A 19,566-nucleotide genomic window follows, 5' to 3' on the forward strand; every position below is an offset into this window, starting at 1 on the left:
TATGAAAGCAATTATTCTTGCAGGTGGTCATTCAGAACGTTTTGGTAAACCAAAAGCGTTTGCAGAATTGAACGGCGAACCTTTTTATAGAAAAATAGTTAACACGTTGGATTCAACAAATATGTTTAATGAAATTATTATAAGCACAAATGCGCAATTGTCAACGCAATTTGATTATCCGAATGTTGTTATTGATGATGATGAGCATCAAGATAAAGGTCCATTATCAGGTATTTATACAATTATGAAACAACACCCTAAAGAGGAGTTGTTTTTTGTCGTTTCTGTCGACACGCCTATGATTACCGGTAAAGCTGTTAGCAGTTTGTATCAATTTTTAGTATCGCACCTACTCGAAGAGCATTTGGATGTTGCAGCTTTTAAAGAAGATGGACGATTTATACCAACAATTGCCTTCTATAGTCCGAATGCATTAGATGCTATAACTAGAGCTTTAAACTCAGACAATTATAGTTTTAAAAATGTATATCGTGAGTTATCTACAGACTGTTTAGACGTGAATGATGTAGATGCACCAACGTATTGGTATAAGAATATAAATTATCAACAAGATTTGGACACATTAATAAAAATATTGTAAGTAGTTAGGGGGTCCAGAAATGGTAGAACAAATTAAAGATAAACTAGGACGTCCAATCCGTGACTTACGGTTATCTGTGACAGATCGTTGTAATTTTAGATGTGATTACTGCATGCCTAAAGAAGTATTTGGAGATGACTTTGTATTTTTACCTAAAAATGAATTGTTAACTTTTGATGAGATGACCAGAATTGCTAAAATTTATTCGGAATTAGGCGTGAAAAAAATTCGGATTACTGGTGGTGAACCATTAATGAGAAGGGATTTAGATCAACTCATTGCAAAATTAATTCAAATCGACGGTATTGAAGATATTGGGTTAACAACAAATGGTTTATTATTAAAAAAACATGGTCAAAAATTATATGATGCTGGACTCCGTAAAATTAATGTTAGCCTAGATGCTATAGATGATATGTTGTTTCAATCAATTAATAACCGAAATATTAAAGCTACAACAATATTGGAACAAATAAATTATGCGAAATCTATAGGTTTCAATGTTAAAGTCAATGTTGTCATACAAAAAGGAATTAATGATGGTCAAATTATACCAATGCTTAACTATTTTAAACAAAAGCACATTGAAATTCGATTTATAGAATTTATGGATGTCGGTAATGATAATGGATGGAATTTTAATAAGGTAGTAACTAAAGATGAAATGCTTAAAATGATTGAACAAAATTTTGATATAGAACCTGTTGAACCTAAATATTTTGGAGAAGTTGCAAAATATTATCGTCACAAGGACAATGGTGTTAAATTTGGATTGATTACAAGTGTATCACAATCATTTTGTTCGTCATGTACTCGTGCAAGATTATCATCAGATGGAAAATTTTACGGGTGCTTATTCTCAACTGTCGAAGGTTTTAATGTTAAGTCATTTATTCGCTCTGGCGTATCTGATGAAGAATTAAAAAAGCAGTTCAAAGCGTTATGGCATGTGCGAGATGATCGTTATTCAGATGAAAGAACTGCACAAACAGTTGCCAATCGTCAACGTAAAAAAATCAATATGAATTATATTGGAGGTTAAATGATTTAACCTCACATTGACTAAAATAATTTTTTATTTATCAATGTTATATTGTTAGAAAATAGAAATCATATAGTTACTATAAGTATGATAGTTACAATATAATAAAACATTAAGCATCAATAATATAGGTGATTATTGAATTATGATGCTATGATGTGTTTTTAAATTAAAATTAGGTTAGCAGACGATTTTCTGCGAAGTTAAAAAATTATTAATTTATGGTCTATGAGCTTTAATTTTATAGATAACAAGATTTCCTACTTAAATAGCGGTCATATCTATACCAAATTATATAGAGATGATCGTTTTTACGTTTATATAAAGAAATTAGCTAACGCTATCAAAATATAAAAATGTATACGAACAACATGTATGTTATTATCAAAAGTAGTAGCGAGTTATTAAGTTGTAAAATATCGTATTTAGGTATAAATGTTGTCGATTAAACAACAAGTTGTCCAAAAGATATAAATCTAAACAAGATATAGACATCAATTTAATATTTGTAATAGATAAAATGCTAAGTTTGATATATAATTAATTTAAGTAATTGTATTATAATATGAATTACAAACATCTAAGAAGAAACATAGGAGGCATCATATTATGAGTAATAAGGTTCAACGTTTTATAGAAGCAGAAAGAGAGTTAAGTCAGTTAAAGCACTGGTTGAAATCAACACACAAGATATCTATTGAAGAGTTTGTAGTACTTTTTAAAGTGTATGAAGCTGAAAAGATTAGTGGTAAGGAATTAAGAGATACATTACACTTCGAAATGTTATGGGATACAAGTAAAATTGATGTAATTATCCGTAAAATCTACAAAAAAGAACTTATTTCTAAACTGCGTTCTGAAACGGATGAAAGACAAGTATTCTATTTCTATAGTGCAGCACAAAAGAAAGTACTAGACAAAATAAAAAAAGAAATAGAAGTATTGAGCGTTACAAATTAATATAATAAAAGCATGCTAATCAATGCATCGTATCAATGTCTTGGGGACAGACAAATGATGTGATTTGATTAGCATGCTTTTTTATACTTAACAGTTAGTGTGACGCATTATGTGTAACATGTCGCCCATGAACAAAGAAATAAACAAACATGGTAATAATAGCTAAAGCTGCCATAAAGCCAAATATTTCACTATATGAAAACATGTGACTAAAAATTCCTAGAAACGATGGACCAAAGCCGACACCAGCATCAAGACCTACGTAAAACGTAGATGTAGCAATGCCATATTTAATTGGTGGTGAGACTTTAATTGCAATTGACTGCATAGCAGATGATAAATTTCCGTAACCTAAACCAAGACATGCACCAGCAATTAATATAAGCCAACTTTGATGGCTTATAATTAAACATACGAATGACAAGAAGAGCATAAGAAATGCTGGGTATACAATCACATTTTCATTTTTATCATCCATCAATCTGCCGGCAATCGGTCTAGTAAATAATGACGCAATCGCGTAACAAATGAAGAAATAACTTGCTGCTGTTACGAGTTGACGCTCGATAGCAAATGCTTGTAAATAAGTTAAGATTGATGCATAGGTAACACCTATTAAGAGCATGACTGAGGCCACAGGAATGGCTTCTTTAGCAATAAATTGATGAATGCTAAATGTACGCTTTTCTATCACATTATGATTTGTCTTATTTTCGGACATATCAAAATCAACTTTTATAAATAATGAGATGATTAATCCTAATACACCTAATACTGCACAAATAATGAAAAGTAAATTGATACTATATTTTGTGATAAGTAACATACCAAGAAATGGTCCAATTGCTGTACCTAAAACCAAACTAAGTGAAAATAAACTGATGCCTTCACTTTTTCTATTCACAGGTGTGACGTAAGCAGCAATAGTACCAGTCGCCGTAGTTACAATGGCAGTGGCAATACCGTTAATAAGACGAACAAATATTAAAAATGCTAAAGAACCATCAACAAAATAAAGTAATTGTGTCAGGATTAAAGCAACCAAACCAATGGATAATATACGTTTTGGACCAATTTGATTGACGAATTTACCAGTACCAAAACGACCTATTAAAGACCCAACAATGAATAATCCAACTACTAGACCGGCTAGTGAATCAGAGGCGTGAAATGTTTGTTTGCTGTAACCAGCTATGACTACAAGTAATAAATACATGCATAAATAAACAATGAAATTAACTATAAAGTTAATGGTAAAACTTTTGGTGAAAATGGGTGTTTTACTTGATGCTTGATTCATTTTTACTTGCCTCCTTCAATAGCGTTTCATGAATTTGATGCATTGTTTTAACTGTTTCTGTCATTTGGGTAGTTGAAATATCTGTTTTATCAATGATAGATTGTTGAAGTATTTGTATATCGTCACAAACGGCTCCATACAATTCATTTCCTTTTGCGGTTAAACTTAAAAACTTTTGTCGTTTATCTTCTAAACTGTTTTCCACTATGATTAACTCATTTTCAATTAGTACTTTTAATGTTTTTCTTGCTGTTGGTTTTTCAATCGCACGTCGATGTGAAATATCAATGAGTGTGGTTGGTTGATGTTTTGCGATATCACGTAAGATTAACCATTGACCATAATATATATTGTGTTTATCTAAAATCGGTTCAGCTAATTTTAAATAAGGTCTATAAACCGAAATAAAACTATTGAAAAATTCATGTGCTAGCATAGTGGCATCTCCTTTTTGTTGGTTAGCTTGGCTAACCATTTTAGAACATTAGTAATTATAAAACGAAGATAAATGGAAAGCAATATATAATTATTAAAAGCATAAAATTCTATACTTTGTTAAAATAAGCGTAATTACATGTAAATGGGGGATACCATGGTATTAAAATTTGATCATATTATTCATTATATTGACCAGTTGAATCATTTTAATTTTCCAGGAGACGTTATAAAGTTGCATTCAGGTGGGCATCATAATAAATTTGGAACATTTAATAAGTTAGGTTACATTAATGAAAATTATATTGAACTATTGGATGTAGAAAATAATGAAAAATTAAAGAAAATGGCAAAAACGATAGAAGGTGATGTTGCTTTTGCTACACAAATTGTTCAAGAAAAATATGAACAAGGTTTTAAAAATATTTGCATTCGTACAGATGATATAGTAACAGTGAAGAATAGATTACAAAGCGAACAAGTTGAAGTAGTAGGTCCTATTCATATGGAAAGAGATACACATAAAGATGGTAAAGTGAAGTGGCAATTACTTTATATCATGAAGCAAGATGATAATGATATAAAACCTCCATTTTTTATTCAATGGGAAGAAAGTGATTCAGTTCGAACTGAAAAACTTAAAAAATATTATCAAACACAATTTTCTGTTGAGACAATTATTATAAAAAGTACAAATCGGTCACAAACAGTAGAAAATTGGGTGAAGTGGTACGATATGGATATTGTGGAAGAAAGTGAAAATTATACAGATTTGATTTTAAAAAATGATGATATTTATTTTAGAATTGAAGATGGTAAAGTTACAAAATATCATACTATGATTATTAAAGATTCACAGGCAACTTCACCATATTCAATTTTTATAAGAGGTGCTATATATCGGTTCGAACCATTAGTATAGATAAACGTATGTACTATGTGCAAGTATGGCCATATGAATGATGGCGAGTATGATAGATAAAATAGTCAACATATTGTTTAAACGTGATGACTTAATTAATTTGAAAAAGACTGATAATATAAATGTGAAAAAGATTAGTATGACACGTAAACTAAAGTAATTTACTGTTAGTGGTTGGCTAAGTGTCATGATAATTGCGACGATGTTCATTATTATAAATAAACTTAAAATAATTGTTCTCATTTAAAATACCTCATAATTAGATTATTGCTATTATAACAAGGGGATTTGTGTATGAACATTAAAGTGTTTGAGCTATTTCAAATTTAAATTTGATGCTAATATGAGCTTTTGATGAAAATATTATTAATCTGCAATGATTTTTCTGAATGTGAAGGACAGTAATATATAAATACAGAAAAGACAAGGCGGTGAAAAGGTACTTCGTTAAAATCATAATTGTATTTGTAACGAAGTGACTTTAGGTGCATATTTTTATCGACGCAAAGCAAGAGCATTAAAAAAGAAATATCGATTTGATAAGTATGGTCTGAATCGACACTATAAGATACAAACTGTATAATTATATGTATTGTTAAATAGAAGGAGATATCATAAATCATGGAAAAGATGCATATCACTAATCAAGAACATGACGCATTTGTTAAATCTCATCCTAATGGAGATTTACTACAATTAACGAAATGGGCAGAAACAAAAGAATTAACTGGTTGGTACGCAAGAAGAATCGCTGTCGGTCGTAACGGTGAGCTTCAAGGGGTTGCTCAGTTATTATTTAAAAAGGTTCCTAGATTACCTTATACGTTATGTTATATTTCACGTGGATTTGTTGTTGATTATAGTAATAAAGAAGCACTGAATGTGTTGTTAGAAAGTGCGAAAGAAATCGCTAAAGCTGAGAAAGCATATGCGATTAAAATCGATCCCGATGTTGAAGTCGATAAAGGTACAGATGCATTACAAAATCTGAAAGCACTAGGTTTTAAACATAAAGGATTTAAAGAAGGCTTATCAAAAGACTATATTCAACCACGTATGACTATGATTACACCGATTGATAAAACAGATGATGAATTATTAAATAGCTTTGAACGTCGTAATCGCTCAAAAGTGAGACTAGCTTTGAAACGTGGCACTACGGTAGAACGTTCTGATAGAGAAGGATTAAAGACATTTGCTGAATTAATGAGAATTACTGGAGAACGTGATGGCTTTTTAACACGTGATATTAGTTATTTTGAAAATATTTATGATGCATTACATGAAGATGGGGATGCTGAATTATTTTTAGTGAAATTAGATCCCAAAGAAAATATAGCTAAAGTAAATCAAGAATTAAATGAACTTAATGCTGAAATTGCTAAATGGCAACAGAAGAAAGAAATATCTGAGAAACAAGCTAAAAAAGCACAAAATATGATTAATGATGCTCAAAATAAAATTGCTAAAAATGAAGACTTGAAACGTGATTTGGAAGCATTAGAACGTGAACATCCAGAAGGTATTTATCTTTCTGGTGCGTTACTAATGTTTGCTGGGTCGAAATCATATTACTTATATGGTGCGTCTTCTAATGAATTTAGAGATTTCTTACCAAATCATCATATGCAGTATACGATGATGAAATATGCACGTGATCATGGTGCGACAACGTATGATTTTGGTGGTACAGACAATAATCCAGATAAAGATTCTGAACATTATGGTTTGTGGGCATTTAAAAAAGTGTGGGGAACATACTTAAGTGAAAAAGTTGGTGAGTTCGATTATGTACTAAATCAACCGCTGTATCAATTAATTGAACAAGTTAAACCGCGCTTGACGAAAGCTAAAATCAAAATATCACGTAAATTGAAACGTAAATAAATTAAAGACACAAATCTGAACGCTTATACGATTGGCACTGGCGTTCAGATTTTTTTACACAGTATAGATTGGTTGAGCAAAATTTTTTTAAAATAGTAAAAAGGGGCAGTTACAGTGATAAAAAAATTACTACAATTTTCTTTAGGAAATAAGTTTGCTATCTTTTTAATGGTTGTTTTAGTTGTGTTAGGTGGCGTCTATGCGAGTGCTAAATTGAAATTAGAGTTATTGCCAGATGTTCAAAATCCTGTTATTTCAGTTACAACGACAATGCCAGGTGCAACACCGCAAAGTACGCAAGATGAAATAAGCAGTAAAATAGATAATCAAGTTAGATCTTTGGCATATGTAAAAGATGTTAAAACACAATCGATACAAAATGCATCGATTGTGACAGTAGAATATGACAATAATACAGATATGGACAAAGCAGAAGAACAACTAAAAAAAGAAATTGATAAAATTAAATTTAAAGACGAAGTTAGTCAGCCTGAATTAAGACGTAATTCAATGGATGCTTTCCCAGTTTTAGCGTATTCGTTTTCAAATAAAGATAATGATTTGAAAAAAGTGACGAAAGTATTGAATGAACAGTTAATACCAAAATTACAAACGGTTGACGGCGTTCAAAACGCACAATTGAATGGTCAGACGAACCGTGAGATTACGCTTAAATTTAAGCAGGATGAACTTGAAAAGTATGGTTTAACTGCGGATGACGTTGAAAATTATTTGAAAACAGCGACTAGAACAACTCCACTTGGATTATTCCAATTTGGTGATAAAGATAAATCGATTGTCGTAGACGGACAATACCAATCTGTTGATGCGTTTAAAAATATTAATATTCCACTAACGCTGGTAGGTGGACAAGGTCAGGCACAGACTCAAAGTGACAATAAACAAAATTCAGCTATGTCAGATGTTAATCAAGCATCTTCACAACAAATGTCGAAATCGGCTACGTCAAATAATGTAAGTGGTATACCGACAGCGAAATTAAAAGACTTAGCAGACATCACAATTGGCGATGTACGTTCATCTATTTCTAAAACAAATGGTAAGGATGCAGTTAATTTGCAAATTACCAAAGCTCAAGATGCAAATACCGTTCAAGTGGCCAAGGATGTTCAACATAAAATTGATACATTTATTGAAGAAAATAAAGATTTAAATGTAACTAAAACAATGGATACTGCTAAACCTGTCGAAAAATCTTTATACACGATGGTTGAAAAAGCAGCATTAGGTACAATTGTAGCAATTATAGTTATTCTATTATTCTTAAGAAATATTCGTACAACATTAATTTCGATTATATCTATTCCATTATCTTTACTAATGGCCCTTATTGCATTGAAATTAAGTAATGTTTCTTTGAATATATTAACGTTAGGGGCATTAACGGTAGCTATCGGTCGGGTTATAGATGACTCGATTGTTGTAGTGGAAAATATTTATCGACGTCTAACAGACCCAGAGGAAAAAATAAAAGGTGAAAATCTTATTATCAGTGCTACATCAGAAGTTTTTAAACCGATTATGTCATCAACACTTGTGACAATTATCGTCTTTTTACCGCTAGTGTTTGTTTCAGGTTCGGTAGGTGAAATGTTTAGACCATTTGCATTAGCAATTGCATTTAGTTTATTAGCATCGTTATTAGTTTCAATTACATTAGTTCCTGCATTGGCATCAACACTATTTAAAAAGGGTGTTAAACGTCGAAATAAACAACATCAAGAAGGTTTAGGTGTTGTAAGTACAACGTATAAAAAAGTTTTGAAATGGTCTTTAAATCACAAATGGATTGTCATTATTTTAAGTACTTTGATTTTAATTTTAACAATTGTATTTGGTGGGCCTAGACTTGGAACCAGCTTTATTTCAGCTGGAGATGATAAGTTTTTAGCAATTACGTATACACCAAAGCCAGGTGAAACTGAACAATCTGTATTAAATCATGCGAAAGATGTTGAAAAATATTTAAAACAGAAAAAGCATGTGAAAACAATTCAATATTCAGTGGGTGGAAGCAGTCCAGTTGATCCAACGGGTAGCACAAATAGTATGGCAATTATGGTCGAATATGATAATGACACACCAAACTTCGATGTAGAAGCAGATAAAGTTATTAAGCATGTAGATAGTTTTAAACATCCTGGAGAATGGAAAAATCAAGATTTGGGAACGGGTGCAGGTAATAAATCTGTAGAAGTTACGGTGAAAGGCCCATCTACAGATGCAATTAAATCGACTGTACAACACATTGAACGAGAAATGAAACGAGTTAAAGGATTAGCGAATGTTAAATCGGATTTATCTCAAACATATGATCAATTTGAAATTAAAATAGATCAGAATAAAGCAGCAGAGAATGGCATTTCTGCAAGTCAACTTGCAATGCATTTAAATGAAAACTTACCAGAGAAAACTGTGACGACTGTTAAGGAAAATGGTAAATCCATCGATGTTAAAGTGAAGCAAAATAAGAAAACAGACTGGTCAAAAGATAAGTTGAATAATATTACTTTGAAAAAGCCGGATGGAGGTACAATTAAACTAGGAGATATAGCTACTTTAGTAAAAACAACAACGCCAAGTAAATTGACGCAAGAACAAGGTGATTATGCAACGACAGTATCAGCTAAAGTAACAAATAAAGATGTAGGCGGTACAACACGCCAAGTGATGTCTAAGATAAACAAGCTGGACAAGCCGAACAATGTAAAAGTAAATATTGGTGGTGCGTCAGATGATATTAATAATGCAATGACGCAATTAGCATTTGCAATGTTAGCAGCTATTATTATAGTGTACCTAATTTTAGTTATTACATTTAAAGGTGGTTTAGCACCATTCACGATTCTATTCTCATTACCATTTACAGTTATTGGTGTGATCATTGCACTTTTAATAACTGGAGAAACGATATCAGTACCAAGTTTGATAGGTATGTTAATGTTAATAGGTATTGTAGTAACAAATGCAATTGTATTAATAGATAGAGTTATCAATAATGAGCAGCAAGGTATGGAGATGAAAGAGGCTTTAATTGAAGCGGGCGGCACTAGAATAAGACCGATTTTAATGACTGCAATAGCAACAATAGGTGCATTGGTTCCTTTATTATTCGGTCAAGATAGCTCAATCCTTATATCAAAAGGTTTAGCAGCTACAGTTATTGGCGGTTTAATTTCATCAACGTTGTTAACATTAGTAGTTGTACCAGTGATTTACGAAATTTTATTTACTTTTAAAAATCGAATTACAAAACGATAAATAATAAGAAAGCCATCAAAGCGGTCATGAAGTTGACTGTTTTGATGGCTTTTTAAAATTGGGGAAGAGCCTGAGACATAAATCAATGTTCTATGCTCTACAAAGTTATATTGGCAGTAGTTGACTGAACGAAAATGCGCTTGTAACAAGCTTTTTTCAATTCTAGTCAGGGGCCCCAACAAAGAAGCTGACGAAAAGTCAGCTTACGATAATGTGCAAGTTGGGGTGGGGCCCCAACACAGAGAATTTCGAAATGAAATTCTACAGGCAATGCAAGTTGGCGGGGCCCCAACATAGAAGCTGGCGAAAAGTCAGCTTACAATAATGTGCAAGTTGGGGTGAGACGACGAAATGAATTTTGCGAAAATATCATTTCTGTCCCACTCCCTGATAATCAATCTAGTTATTTAACAAAGACGTATAATGGTTAGATGTGTAATCAGACACTGAACTAAAGGTTGAAATCATGTTGTTGCATGTTTGATTTTCTAATTAGAATAATACGATGGTTAAGATAAAGTATATAACAAAGATAAATAGAGATATTAAATTTAAAATATTAACACCTTTTAAATCTTTTTTTAGCATTTTAAATCCTGTTACTTCAACATTACCAACTAGTAATAGTAAGACAATAAAGACCCACCAATTTTCCTTCGGGAAGCTCATCGTCGTTAATGCTAAGACGAATAATAGCAAAACACCCATAATGATTCTCAAAATACGTGTAAATACAACTTCCATTTTAAAAATACTAATAAAACTAACAATTAAATAAAGTATTGCTAGTAAAATCAGATAAAATTGCATATGATAACTTCCTCTCCAATTCAAAGGTTACATGTAACTATAGTATTCATCATAGAAAACTTATGTGTATAGCTTGATGACGCGGGCTGTTTAGTGTCTGCTATGATCACGAATAGAAATCCAAAGATTGTATTATAATTGAATCTGTGAAAATGCATAGCAAAACAGCATTAACTAACAGTAACTTGTTAATTGTCCATCTTAGCTCGAACATTTCTAATTTCATTTTCAATTTCTTTAAGTTGACGAACAAGTGCTGACGTATCTAAATTAAGTGATTCTTGCTTTTCTAAATCGCCTTGAAGTCGAATATAATCATGTTTAAGTTCGGCTAATTGACTTTCTAAAGACATACTACGACACTCCTTTGAAATATAATTAAGTGCATTTATTGTTGATTATAGCATGAAATAGCGGACTACTAAAACATCTGTGAAATATGTTAAAGTAATAAATTATGAAGGTTATTGAAAGAAGGGGTAACATTGACCGAACAATTTACAATGATTATTTTATTAATTGCGCTAGGATACTTTTTGAAGCGGATTAATTATATTAAGGCAACAGATAGCCAAGTCATTGCCACATTAGTGCTGAATGTTACACTTCCCTCTTTAGTTATTGTTAATTTAAATAGTGCAGAATTAAAATTGTCATTCTCAATTTTGCCGATTTTGATGATAGTTTACGGCATTGTAGCGAAAATCATTGCTATTTGGTTTTTTAGAAAATATGACAATCAAATGCGTGGATCAGTAGGGATGATGACAGGTGCTATGAACATCGGATTATTTGCCTATCCTTTAATAGAAGCGATATGGCCTAAAACAGGACTTGTATATTTTGGTATGGCTGATATTGGTGGTGCTTTTGTGATGTTTGGAATTACTTATTTTGTAGGGAGTTACTTTAGTGAAGGTAGTAATCAATTTGATTTTAAATTTTTAGCAAAAAAATTATTACAATCGGTACCATTAGTTACATATATTATCATGTTTATTTTGAATTTAAGTCATATTCATTTGCCGCACGTGGCGATTGATTTTTTTAGTGTACTTTCACACGCAAACATGCCGCTGTCTATGATTTTGCTAGGTGTCATGTTGAATTTTACAGTTGAGCGTAAATTTATTCCTGCAACGATTAAATATCTATGTTTACATTATGGATTAGCATTGTCTGCAGGGTTGCTTGTGCACATTTTATTGCCTGTATCTGACGATATGATTAAGACAACGCTACTTATTACATGGATGTTCCCAGTTGGCGTTGCAATTATTTCATATGGTATCCAGTTTAAATATCGAACGCTGCCGTTCATCGGTATGACGACAAATTTGACAATCATTATTAGTATTATTATTTTATATGTGTATCAAGCTGTGTTTGTGTAGGCTATATTTTTGAAAATGAAACCATGACGTTTTTTAATAAAATAATCCCCCTTTACCTCAACATATAAATGGTTGTTGTAGAAAGGGGGATTTTGTGACATGTGATTTATTTGTAGAATTAACTAAAATGACGATAATCAATAGATAAATGTTATGTGTCATACGATATTACTATCTACAGGACATGTTGGATCAAAGGCGTTTTTAATTTAAATAAAGTTCTCATTCTAAGTCTCATTGAATGTTGAAAACATCATTAACTTACCAAAGATAATTTGAAGTGGCACATAGTCATTTTTCAAATCGTATATTTTCTGGGCTATATATACAAGAAATGATTTTGCTTTAAAATATCACTGAATAAACTAGTTTTTAATGAAAAGAGTGCACTTATCGAACCCGGTAAGTAGTTATACAAATCATATATCTAGATGCTACTATTTCAAATTACCGAGTATAATCGCGGCTATGACAATAATTATGATACCCGCCCATATACCTTTCATCTGACGACGATCTTTTCTTTCTCCTAAAATGAAAATACCACCTAGTGTAGAAACGATGACAAGTAATTGTGATAATGAGAAACTTGTGGCTACACCAACTTTAGGCTGTGAATAGAACATAAACAGGTTACCAATACCCCAAATGATACCTGGTAAAAGATTAAGCGCTGTTGATCTAAGTGAAGTTTTATGGTTCATTGATAAGATAAATCCACCAATTGCCATACCGACAGATTGGAAGAACAATGCATCTGTGCCGCCGACCCCGAAAATATCACCAAGCACAACAAATCCGACATAACCAACTGTAGATATAATTAAAATACCCATTGCTTTTTTAAATTCTGGATTATCAGATTGACGTTCATTTTTAGCTTTAAGTGAAGTAAGAGCGACACCAGTAACTAATAAAATCATGGCAATTAAACCAAAGATAATTTGAGTCATTGTACTCCATTCACCTAAAAAGATAACGCTGAATAATGTTGTACCAACTAACTGCATACCTGTTGATACAGGCATAGTATTAGATACACCAATTAAACTGATTGATTTAAGCTGATTCGCTTGTCCGAATGCCCATAATGCACCAGAAATAAGACCGACAATAATGACAGTAGGGTTATCGAATTTTGCGTAACCAGTTATAAGTAAAGCCAATCCAACAATAAGGGCACCTAGCGTAGTACCACGAATTTGGTTGTATGGTCCGCCACCGACGAACACATTAATAAGAACAACGCTTCCCCAGAATAAAGCTGGTAAAAGGGCTATTAAGAAATCAAAAAATTGCAAGACTACTCACTCTCCTATGCTATTTATGCAAGTGCTCCCCTTAATTGACACTTGCATGTTATTGTAAAGCATTCTGTGCTATTAGTAAAAAACAACTACTTAAAGTTTTCAATGTTTACAAAAAGTAGAAAAACCCACAATACACTTTCATAGCATATTGTGGGAAACATATTGAAAATATTATTCGGGAATCGACTGATTTTTAACGTTGCGTGATTCGAATTTGAATTTGATGTATTCGTAGTTAATATGGAAGCCTAAACCATTGAAACGTTCAATGAGTTTATTGTTTTTATTACGTATTTTAAAATAAACTTTTCTAATATCATAATTATCGAAAGCGTATTGTAAAGCATAGGCTAGTAATTCGAAAGCAATACCTTTTAGGCGATAGTCAACATGAGAACTAAAATACTTAATTTCAGCGATAGACTGTTGTGTATCAATTTCGAGATATAAGTAACCTTTTAGTAGACCTTCACTAACAAATAAAAATAGATGATGAGTTTCATCTAAACTATCAACAATTTCTTGCGGATGTTGTGCTTGGTATTTAAACGTAGTTGTATGTAATTTACTGAATGCTCGGTAAAAGCCTTTATGATATGGAATAATATTCGGTTGATGCATATCGTCTTCTAACCTTTTGTGAGCTTCAATGTAGTAATCAGTGAAATTGTAGCTTGCTTGAATGGCTTTCATTAAAGGTTTGTATTGCTGTAGACCTTCTTCGAATGAAAAGTTAAAAACTGCATCTTCTGGCTGACTAGATGTCATTGTTGTAAATAATGACTCAAATGTATCTATTTCTAAGACATAATTATCAGTAATGAAAGGACCGATTACTTTAAATTTATCTTTATCATATGCGAAAGATAGAATAATTGCTTTGATTGAATCATTTTCTTGAATTGCGAATACGCCTGGAAATTCAATTGCGTTTGTTATTAACTCATCTATTTCTTTGTACTGTTGAGGAAGTTTGTATAAGTATGATGCTGATTCATAATTTGAATGTTCAATGAACGATTTTATTTGTGTAATATCATATAACTGAACAATGCCCATGTCATGACCTCCGTACTTTTTATTACCTTAATTATATAATATTTCAACTGAAATGAAAGTTAATAGTGATATTAACATGTTACAATACATTTAACACATCATTTGCAATCAGTAATTTTAAAATAGTGATTAGCGTGAATGGATGAAATGCGCTCGATTGATTTAGAACGCGTGAGAAAGGATAATTTATGAAATCTTTAATATTAGCTGAAAAGCCATCAGTAGCAAGAGATATTGCTGATGCACTACAAATAAATCAAAAACGAAATGGGTATTTTGAAAATAATGAATATATAGTTACTTGGGCATTAGGTCATCTTGTTACAAATGCAACGCCTGAGCAATACGATAAGCATTTGAAAGAATGGCGATTAGAGGACTTGCCGATTATACCTAAATATATGAAAACAGTTGTTATTGGTAAAACGAGTAAACAGTTTAAAACAGTTAAAGCGTTAATGTTAGATAGTAAAGTGAAAGACATTGTTATTGCAACTGATGCCGGACGAGAAGGCGAATTAGTTGCTCGACTTATTTTAGATAAAATTGGTAATAAGAAGCCATTACGACGTTTATGGATTAGCTCAGTTACTAAAAAAGCAATCCAACAAGGCTTTAAAAACTTAAAGGATGGACGTCAATATGATGATTTATATCATGCGGCTTTAGCAAGAAGTGAAGCCGACTGGATTGTGGGGATTAATGCGACACGTGCGCTGACAACAAAATATGATGCACAGCTTTCGTTGGGGCGTGTTCAAACGCCAACAATTCAATTAGTGTATACAAGACAACAAGAGATTAATACTTTCAAACCACAGAAATATTATTCGTTATCTATAAGTGTTAATGGATTTGATTTTCAACTAGAATCGAAAGAACGCTTTAAAGATAAGGGCACTTTAGAAAAGATAGTTGATAAACTTAAAAATGAATCGGGAACGATAGCGTCAGTTGTAACGAGACATAAGAAGTCATATCCACAGCAATTATATAATTTAACGGATTTGCAACAAGATATGTATAAACGATATAAAATAGGCCCTAAAGAAACTTTAAATACGCTCCAAAGCTTATATGAAAGACATAAAGTAGTTACTTATCCAAGAACAGATTCCAATTATTTAACGACAGACATGGTGGATACAATGAAAGAACGTATCCAAGCAACAATGTCTACAAACTACAAAAATTATGCACGCCAATTGTTGTCTAAATCAATTACGTCTAAAATGTCGATATTTAATAATCAAAAAGTATCAGATCATCACGCAATAATTCCGACAGAAGTTAGGCCTATGATATCAGATTTGAGTAATAGGGAAACTAGGCTATATGAAATGATTGTAGAACGTTTTTTAGAAGCATTAATGCCTCCGCATGAATACGATGCTATTACTGTGACACTGAAAATAGCAAATTATACTTTCGTATTAAAAGAAAACGTAACGACAGCATTAGGGTTTAAAGTATTGCGACAAGGTGACTCAGTAACCGAAAAGCAACAACCATTTGTTGAAGGTGCTAATGTGTCTATTAAGAAAGTGCAAATTAAAGAACATGAAACAACACCACCCGAATATTTCAATGAAGGCTCATTACTAAAAGCGATGGAAAATCCGCAGAACTTTATTCAATTGAAAGATAAAAAATATGCACAAACATTAAAGCAAACAGGGGGAATCGGAACGGTTGCAACAAGGGCAGATATTATCGATAAGTTATTTAATATGAATGCCATCGAATCAAGAGACGGTAAAATTAAAGTAACGTCGAAAGGTAAACAAATTTTAGAATTAGCACCAGAAGAATTAACATCGCCACTTTTGACGGCGCAGTGGGAAGAAAAGCTATTGTTAATTGAGCGTGGTAAATATCAATCGAAAAAATTCATAAATGAAATGAAAGATTTTACGAAAGATGTTGTAAACGGAATAAAAAATAGCGAACAAAAATATAAGCATGATAATTTAACGACGACTGAATGTCCAACGTGTGGAAAATTCATGATTAAAGTTAAAACTAAAAATGGTCAAATGTTAGTCTGTCAAGATCCATCGTGTAAGACGAAGAAGAATATTCAACGTAAAACAAATGCAAGATGTCCGAACTGTAAGAAAAAACTAACACTTTTTGGTAGAGGTAAAGAAGCAGTATATCGTTGTGTGTGTGGTCATTCTGAAACGCAGGCACATATGGATCAACGTATGAAGAATAAGACTTCTGGTAAAGTATCACGTAAAGAAATGAAGAAATACATGAACCAAGATGAAGGATTGGACAATAATCCGTTTAAAGATGCATTGAAAAACTTGAATTTATAGTTAAAATCGAACAAAGTTGAATTGAAAAAATGAAAAGTTCGCTTTTAGTATTGTTTTTTATTAAGAATGATATTAAACTATTAAAGTATTTTAAAAAAAGGAGCATCCATTCGTGAAAAACTATTTCCAGTTCGATAAATATGGAACAAACTTTAAAAGAGAGATTCTAGGTGGTATTACGACTTTCTTATCAATGGCTTATATTTTAGCGGTTAACCCACAAGTCCTAAGCTTAGCTGGCGTTAAAGGCGTATCTGAAAGCATGAAAATGGATCAAGGGGCCATTTTCGTAGCGACAGCATTAGCGGCATTTGTAGGATCGCTATTTATGGGGTTAATAGCTAAATATCCAATTGCATTAGCGCCGGGTATGGGCTTAAATGCTTTCTTTGCATTTACTGTTGTGTTAACAATGGGTATTCCTTGGCAGGTTGGTTTGACGGGCGTATTATTCTCGGGGATATTCTTTGCAATATTAACCGTTACAGGATTTAGAGAAGTTATTATTAATGCGATACCATACCAAATGAAGATGGCTGTTTCGGCTGGTATTGGACTATTCATTACATTTGTTGGTCTCCAAAGTTCAGGTATTATAGTTAAAAATGAATCTACTTTAGTAACATTAGGGCATTTGACAGATGCACCAGTACTTTTAGCTATTTTCGGTATTGTTATCACAGTTATTTTATATGCAATTAAATTACCAGGCTCTATATTTATCGGTATGATTATCACGGCAATCGTAGGTATGTTTACAGGATTGATTCAAATGCCAAATGGAATTGTTGGTAAGATTCCTAGTATTGAACCAACTTTTGGTGCTGCATTTGAAGCATTTAAAGATCCAAGTCAATTATTAACGATACAATTTTTAATTGTTATACTAACATTCTTATTTATTGATTTCTTTGACACTGCAGGTACATTAGTAGCCGTAGCTACACAAGCAGGTATTATGAAAGATAATAAGTTACCAAGAGCTGGGCGTGCTTTGTTCTCAGATTCTTTGGCTACGATTGTAGGGTCGATTTTTGGAACAACTACAACAACTTCTTATATCGAGTCAACATCAGGTGTAGCAGTAGGTGCTAGAACTGGCTTTGCTAGTATAGTAACGGGTTGTTGTTTCCTATTAGCACTTTTCTTCAGCCCATTAATTGCAGTGGTAACGAGTGCAGTAACAACACCAGCATTGGTAGTTGTAGGTGTACTGATGGCTGCAAACTTTGCTGAAATAAACTGGAAAAGTTTTGAAGTGGCAGTTCCAGCATTTATTACAATTATTATGATGCCTTTATCATATTCAATTGCTACTGGTATTGCATGTGGCTTTATTTTCTATCCAATTACAATGCTTATTTCTAAAAAACATAAAGAAGTACATCCGATAATGTACGTTTTAATGGTGTTATTCATTCTTTATTTTATATTCGTTCATGGCTAAAACGTGACAAAATAAAACGACTGCCCAACATGCTGGGGAGTCGTTTTTAATTTGCGTTAATCGACATACTTACTAAGCGCTATTATAAAAATTAACGAATATAGTGTTTAATAGGCATCAACACAAAGTTACATTGCATATTTAGAAGTGATTATTGAAAAAAGTTGAACGCGTTTCTTCTATATTATATACAACAATTTAAGCTTTAGATGAAATTGTTATTCTTTATGACCGTCCTTGTATTGAGTATAAATAACACGTGCATTTTTATTAGGTATATATGTTGGTGCTGATAGAACTACTAGCACAAATAAAATCATTAGGAAAAATAAAACCCAATGAATTAATATACCTAAGAAAGGGATTATAGCTAAAAAGCTACCTGCAAGACCTATTAAAGGAATAACGACAATAGGTCTAATAGCATTTTGTCTATTTACTAATAAAATAATAGTGAGAATTAAATAAAGTAATGCATTAAATGTTAACGGTTGCCATCCAAAGCTTAAAATAAATGCTGCTCCTAAAAATGGTATCCCATAGAAAAACTCACATAATATTAAAAAGATCCCTATAATCGCTAAAGTTAATTTTGGTCCATTCTTCATATTACTTCACCACCATCCTTAAGACTAATTATATAGAATAATTTTCAAGGATAATAATAAAAAGATTCAAGATAGCATTTTACAATAAAAGAACAAATAAAAAATATCTCGAAAATAGTTGAACTGGCTTAGTATATAAAGTAAAATATAAAAGTATGTGTTAGACAGATAGAAAAATTATGTGA

Annotated in this window: 18 protein-coding genes and 1 pseudogene; 10 read left to right on the forward strand and 9 right to left on the reverse strand. The window is 32.0% G+C overall.

Annotated elements, in window-relative coordinates; translation table 11 throughout:
* Position 1 precedes the first annotated feature (1 nt).
* Positions 2-601 carry a molybdenum cofactor guanylyltransferase MobA gene (mobA, locus tag CD116_RS01695; protein ID WP_047551277.1) on the forward strand — a complete coding sequence of 200 codons (600 nt, stop codon included), beginning with the start codon at positions 2-4 and terminating at the stop codon, positions 599-601.
* A 19-nt stretch (positions 602-620) separates the two neighbouring features.
* Positions 621-1,643 (forward strand): GTP 3',8-cyclase MoaA, encoded by a 1,023-nt coding sequence (gene moaA / locus CD116_RS01700; RefSeq protein WP_047551274.1) that lies wholly within the window; start codon positions 621-623, stop codon positions 1,641-1,643.
* Between the two features lie 403 nt (positions 1,644-2,046).
* Here the strand turns inward: moaA and CD116_RS13800 are convergent.
* A pseudogene (locus tag CD116_RS13800) lies at positions 2,047-2,127 on the reverse strand (hypothetical protein); the annotation flags it as partial.
* Between the two features lie 125 nt (positions 2,128-2,252).
* On the opposite strand from CD116_RS13800, the gene sarV reads away from it, so the two are divergent.
* A complete protein-coding gene (gene sarV / locus CD116_RS01705) occupies positions 2,253-2,603 on the forward strand; it encodes an HTH-type transcriptional regulator SarV (protein ID WP_047426021.1) in 351 nt (116 codons plus the stop codon).
* A 94-nt stretch (positions 2,604-2,697) separates the two neighbouring features.
* Here the strand turns inward: sarV and CD116_RS01710 are convergent, their stop codons facing one another.
* On the reverse strand, positions 2,698-3,903 hold the full coding sequence (locus CD116_RS01710; protein WP_047551271.1) for an MFS transporter: 1,206 nt from the start codon (positions 3,901-3,903) through the stop codon (positions 2,698-2,700).
* A complete protein-coding gene (locus CD116_RS01715; protein WP_047426023.1) occupies positions 3,884-4,339 on the reverse strand; it encodes a MarR family winged helix-turn-helix transcriptional regulator in 456 nt (151 codons plus the stop codon). Before CD116_RS01715 ends, CD116_RS01710 begins: the two co-directional genes overlap by 20 nt.
* Before the next feature lie 156 nt (positions 4,340-4,495).
* On the opposite strand from CD116_RS01715, the gene CD116_RS01720 reads away from it, so the two are divergent.
* Entirely contained in the window at positions 4,496-5,260 is a 765-nt protein-coding gene (locus CD116_RS01720) for a VOC family protein (protein WP_047551268.1), read from the forward strand.
* Here the strand turns inward: CD116_RS01720 and CD116_RS01725 are convergent.
* Entirely contained in the window at positions 5,252-5,503 is a 252-nt protein-coding gene (locus CD116_RS01725; protein ID WP_047426025.1) for a hypothetical protein, read from the reverse strand. The two genes, CD116_RS01720 and CD116_RS01725, sit on opposite strands and share 9 nt — an antisense overlap.
* Positions 5,504-5,881: 378 nt before the next feature.
* Between CD116_RS01725 and femX the strand changes: the two genes are divergently transcribed.
* Entirely contained in the window at positions 5,882-7,147 is a 1,266-nt protein-coding gene (gene femX, locus CD116_RS01730; RefSeq protein ID WP_047551265.1) for a lipid II:glycine glycyltransferase, read from the forward strand.
* 114 nt (positions 7,148-7,261) lie between these two features.
* A complete protein-coding gene (locus CD116_RS01735; RefSeq protein ID WP_047551262.1) occupies positions 7,262-10,429 on the forward strand; it encodes an efflux RND transporter permease subunit in 3,168 nt (1,055 codons plus the stop codon).
* Between the two features lie 492 nt (positions 10,430-10,921).
* On the opposite strand, the gene mspA is transcribed toward CD116_RS01735, so the two are convergent.
* Entirely contained in the window at positions 10,922-11,239 is a 318-nt protein-coding gene (gene mspA / locus CD116_RS01750) for a membrane stabilizing protein MspA (RefSeq protein WP_047426028.1), read from the reverse strand.
* A 188-nt stretch (positions 11,240-11,427) separates the two neighbouring features.
* Positions 11,428-11,592, reverse strand: coding sequence for an SE1832 family protein (locus CD116_RS01755; RefSeq protein WP_000051321.1), 165 nt, complete (start codon positions 11,590-11,592; stop codon positions 11,428-11,430).
* 132 nt (positions 11,593-11,724) lie between these two features.
* Between CD116_RS01755 and CD116_RS01760 the strand changes: the two genes are divergently transcribed.
* Positions 11,725-12,633 (forward strand): AEC family transporter, encoded by a 909-nt coding sequence (locus CD116_RS01760; protein ID WP_047426029.1) that lies wholly within the window; start codon positions 11,725-11,727, stop codon positions 12,631-12,633.
* A gap of 437 nt (positions 12,634-13,070) precedes the next feature.
* Here the strand turns inward: CD116_RS01760 and CD116_RS01765 are convergent, their stop codons facing one another.
* Complete coding sequence (locus CD116_RS01765) at positions 13,071-13,934, reverse strand: GRP family sugar transporter (RefSeq protein ID WP_001159304.1); 864 nt, start codon at positions 13,932-13,934, stop codon at positions 13,071-13,073.
* 180 nt (positions 13,935-14,114) lie between these two features.
* Positions 14,115-15,002 carry a GNAT family N-acetyltransferase gene (locus CD116_RS01770; RefSeq protein WP_047551259.1) on the reverse strand — a complete coding sequence of 296 codons (888 nt, stop codon included), beginning with the start codon at positions 15,000-15,002 and terminating at the stop codon, positions 14,115-14,117.
* Between the two features lie 65 nt (positions 15,003-15,067).
* Here CD116_RS01770 and CD116_RS01775 point away from each other — a divergent pair, with 65 nt between their 5' ends.
* The 3 genes from CD116_RS01775 (at position 15,068) to stgP (ending at position 18,773) form a co-directional block, all read left to right on the forward strand.
* Positions 15,068-15,148, forward strand: coding sequence for a hypothetical protein (locus CD116_RS01775; protein ID WP_078101790.1), 81 nt, complete (start codon positions 15,068-15,070; stop codon positions 15,146-15,148).
* A gap of 42 nt (positions 15,149-15,190) precedes the next feature.
* A complete protein-coding gene (locus tag CD116_RS01780; protein ID WP_047551258.1) occupies positions 15,191-17,326 on the forward strand; it encodes a DNA topoisomerase III in 2,136 nt (711 codons plus the stop codon).
* Between the two features lie 112 nt (positions 17,327-17,438).
* Positions 17,439-18,773, forward strand: a complete 1,335-nt coding sequence (gene stgP, locus CD116_RS01785; protein WP_047426033.1) for a 6-thioguanine permease StgP — start codon at positions 17,439-17,441, stop codon at positions 18,771-18,773.
* A gap of 218 nt (positions 18,774-18,991) precedes the next feature.
* On the opposite strand, the gene CD116_RS01790 is transcribed toward stgP, so the two are convergent.
* Entirely contained in the window at positions 18,992-19,381 is a 390-nt protein-coding gene (locus CD116_RS01790; protein WP_047529610.1) for a hypothetical protein, read from the reverse strand.
* Positions 19,382-19,566: the final 185 nt, after the last annotated feature.

Source organism: Staphylococcus schweitzeri (assembly GCF_002902405.1).
GTDB lineage: Bacteria > Bacillota > Bacilli > Staphylococcales > Staphylococcaceae > Staphylococcus > Staphylococcus schweitzeri.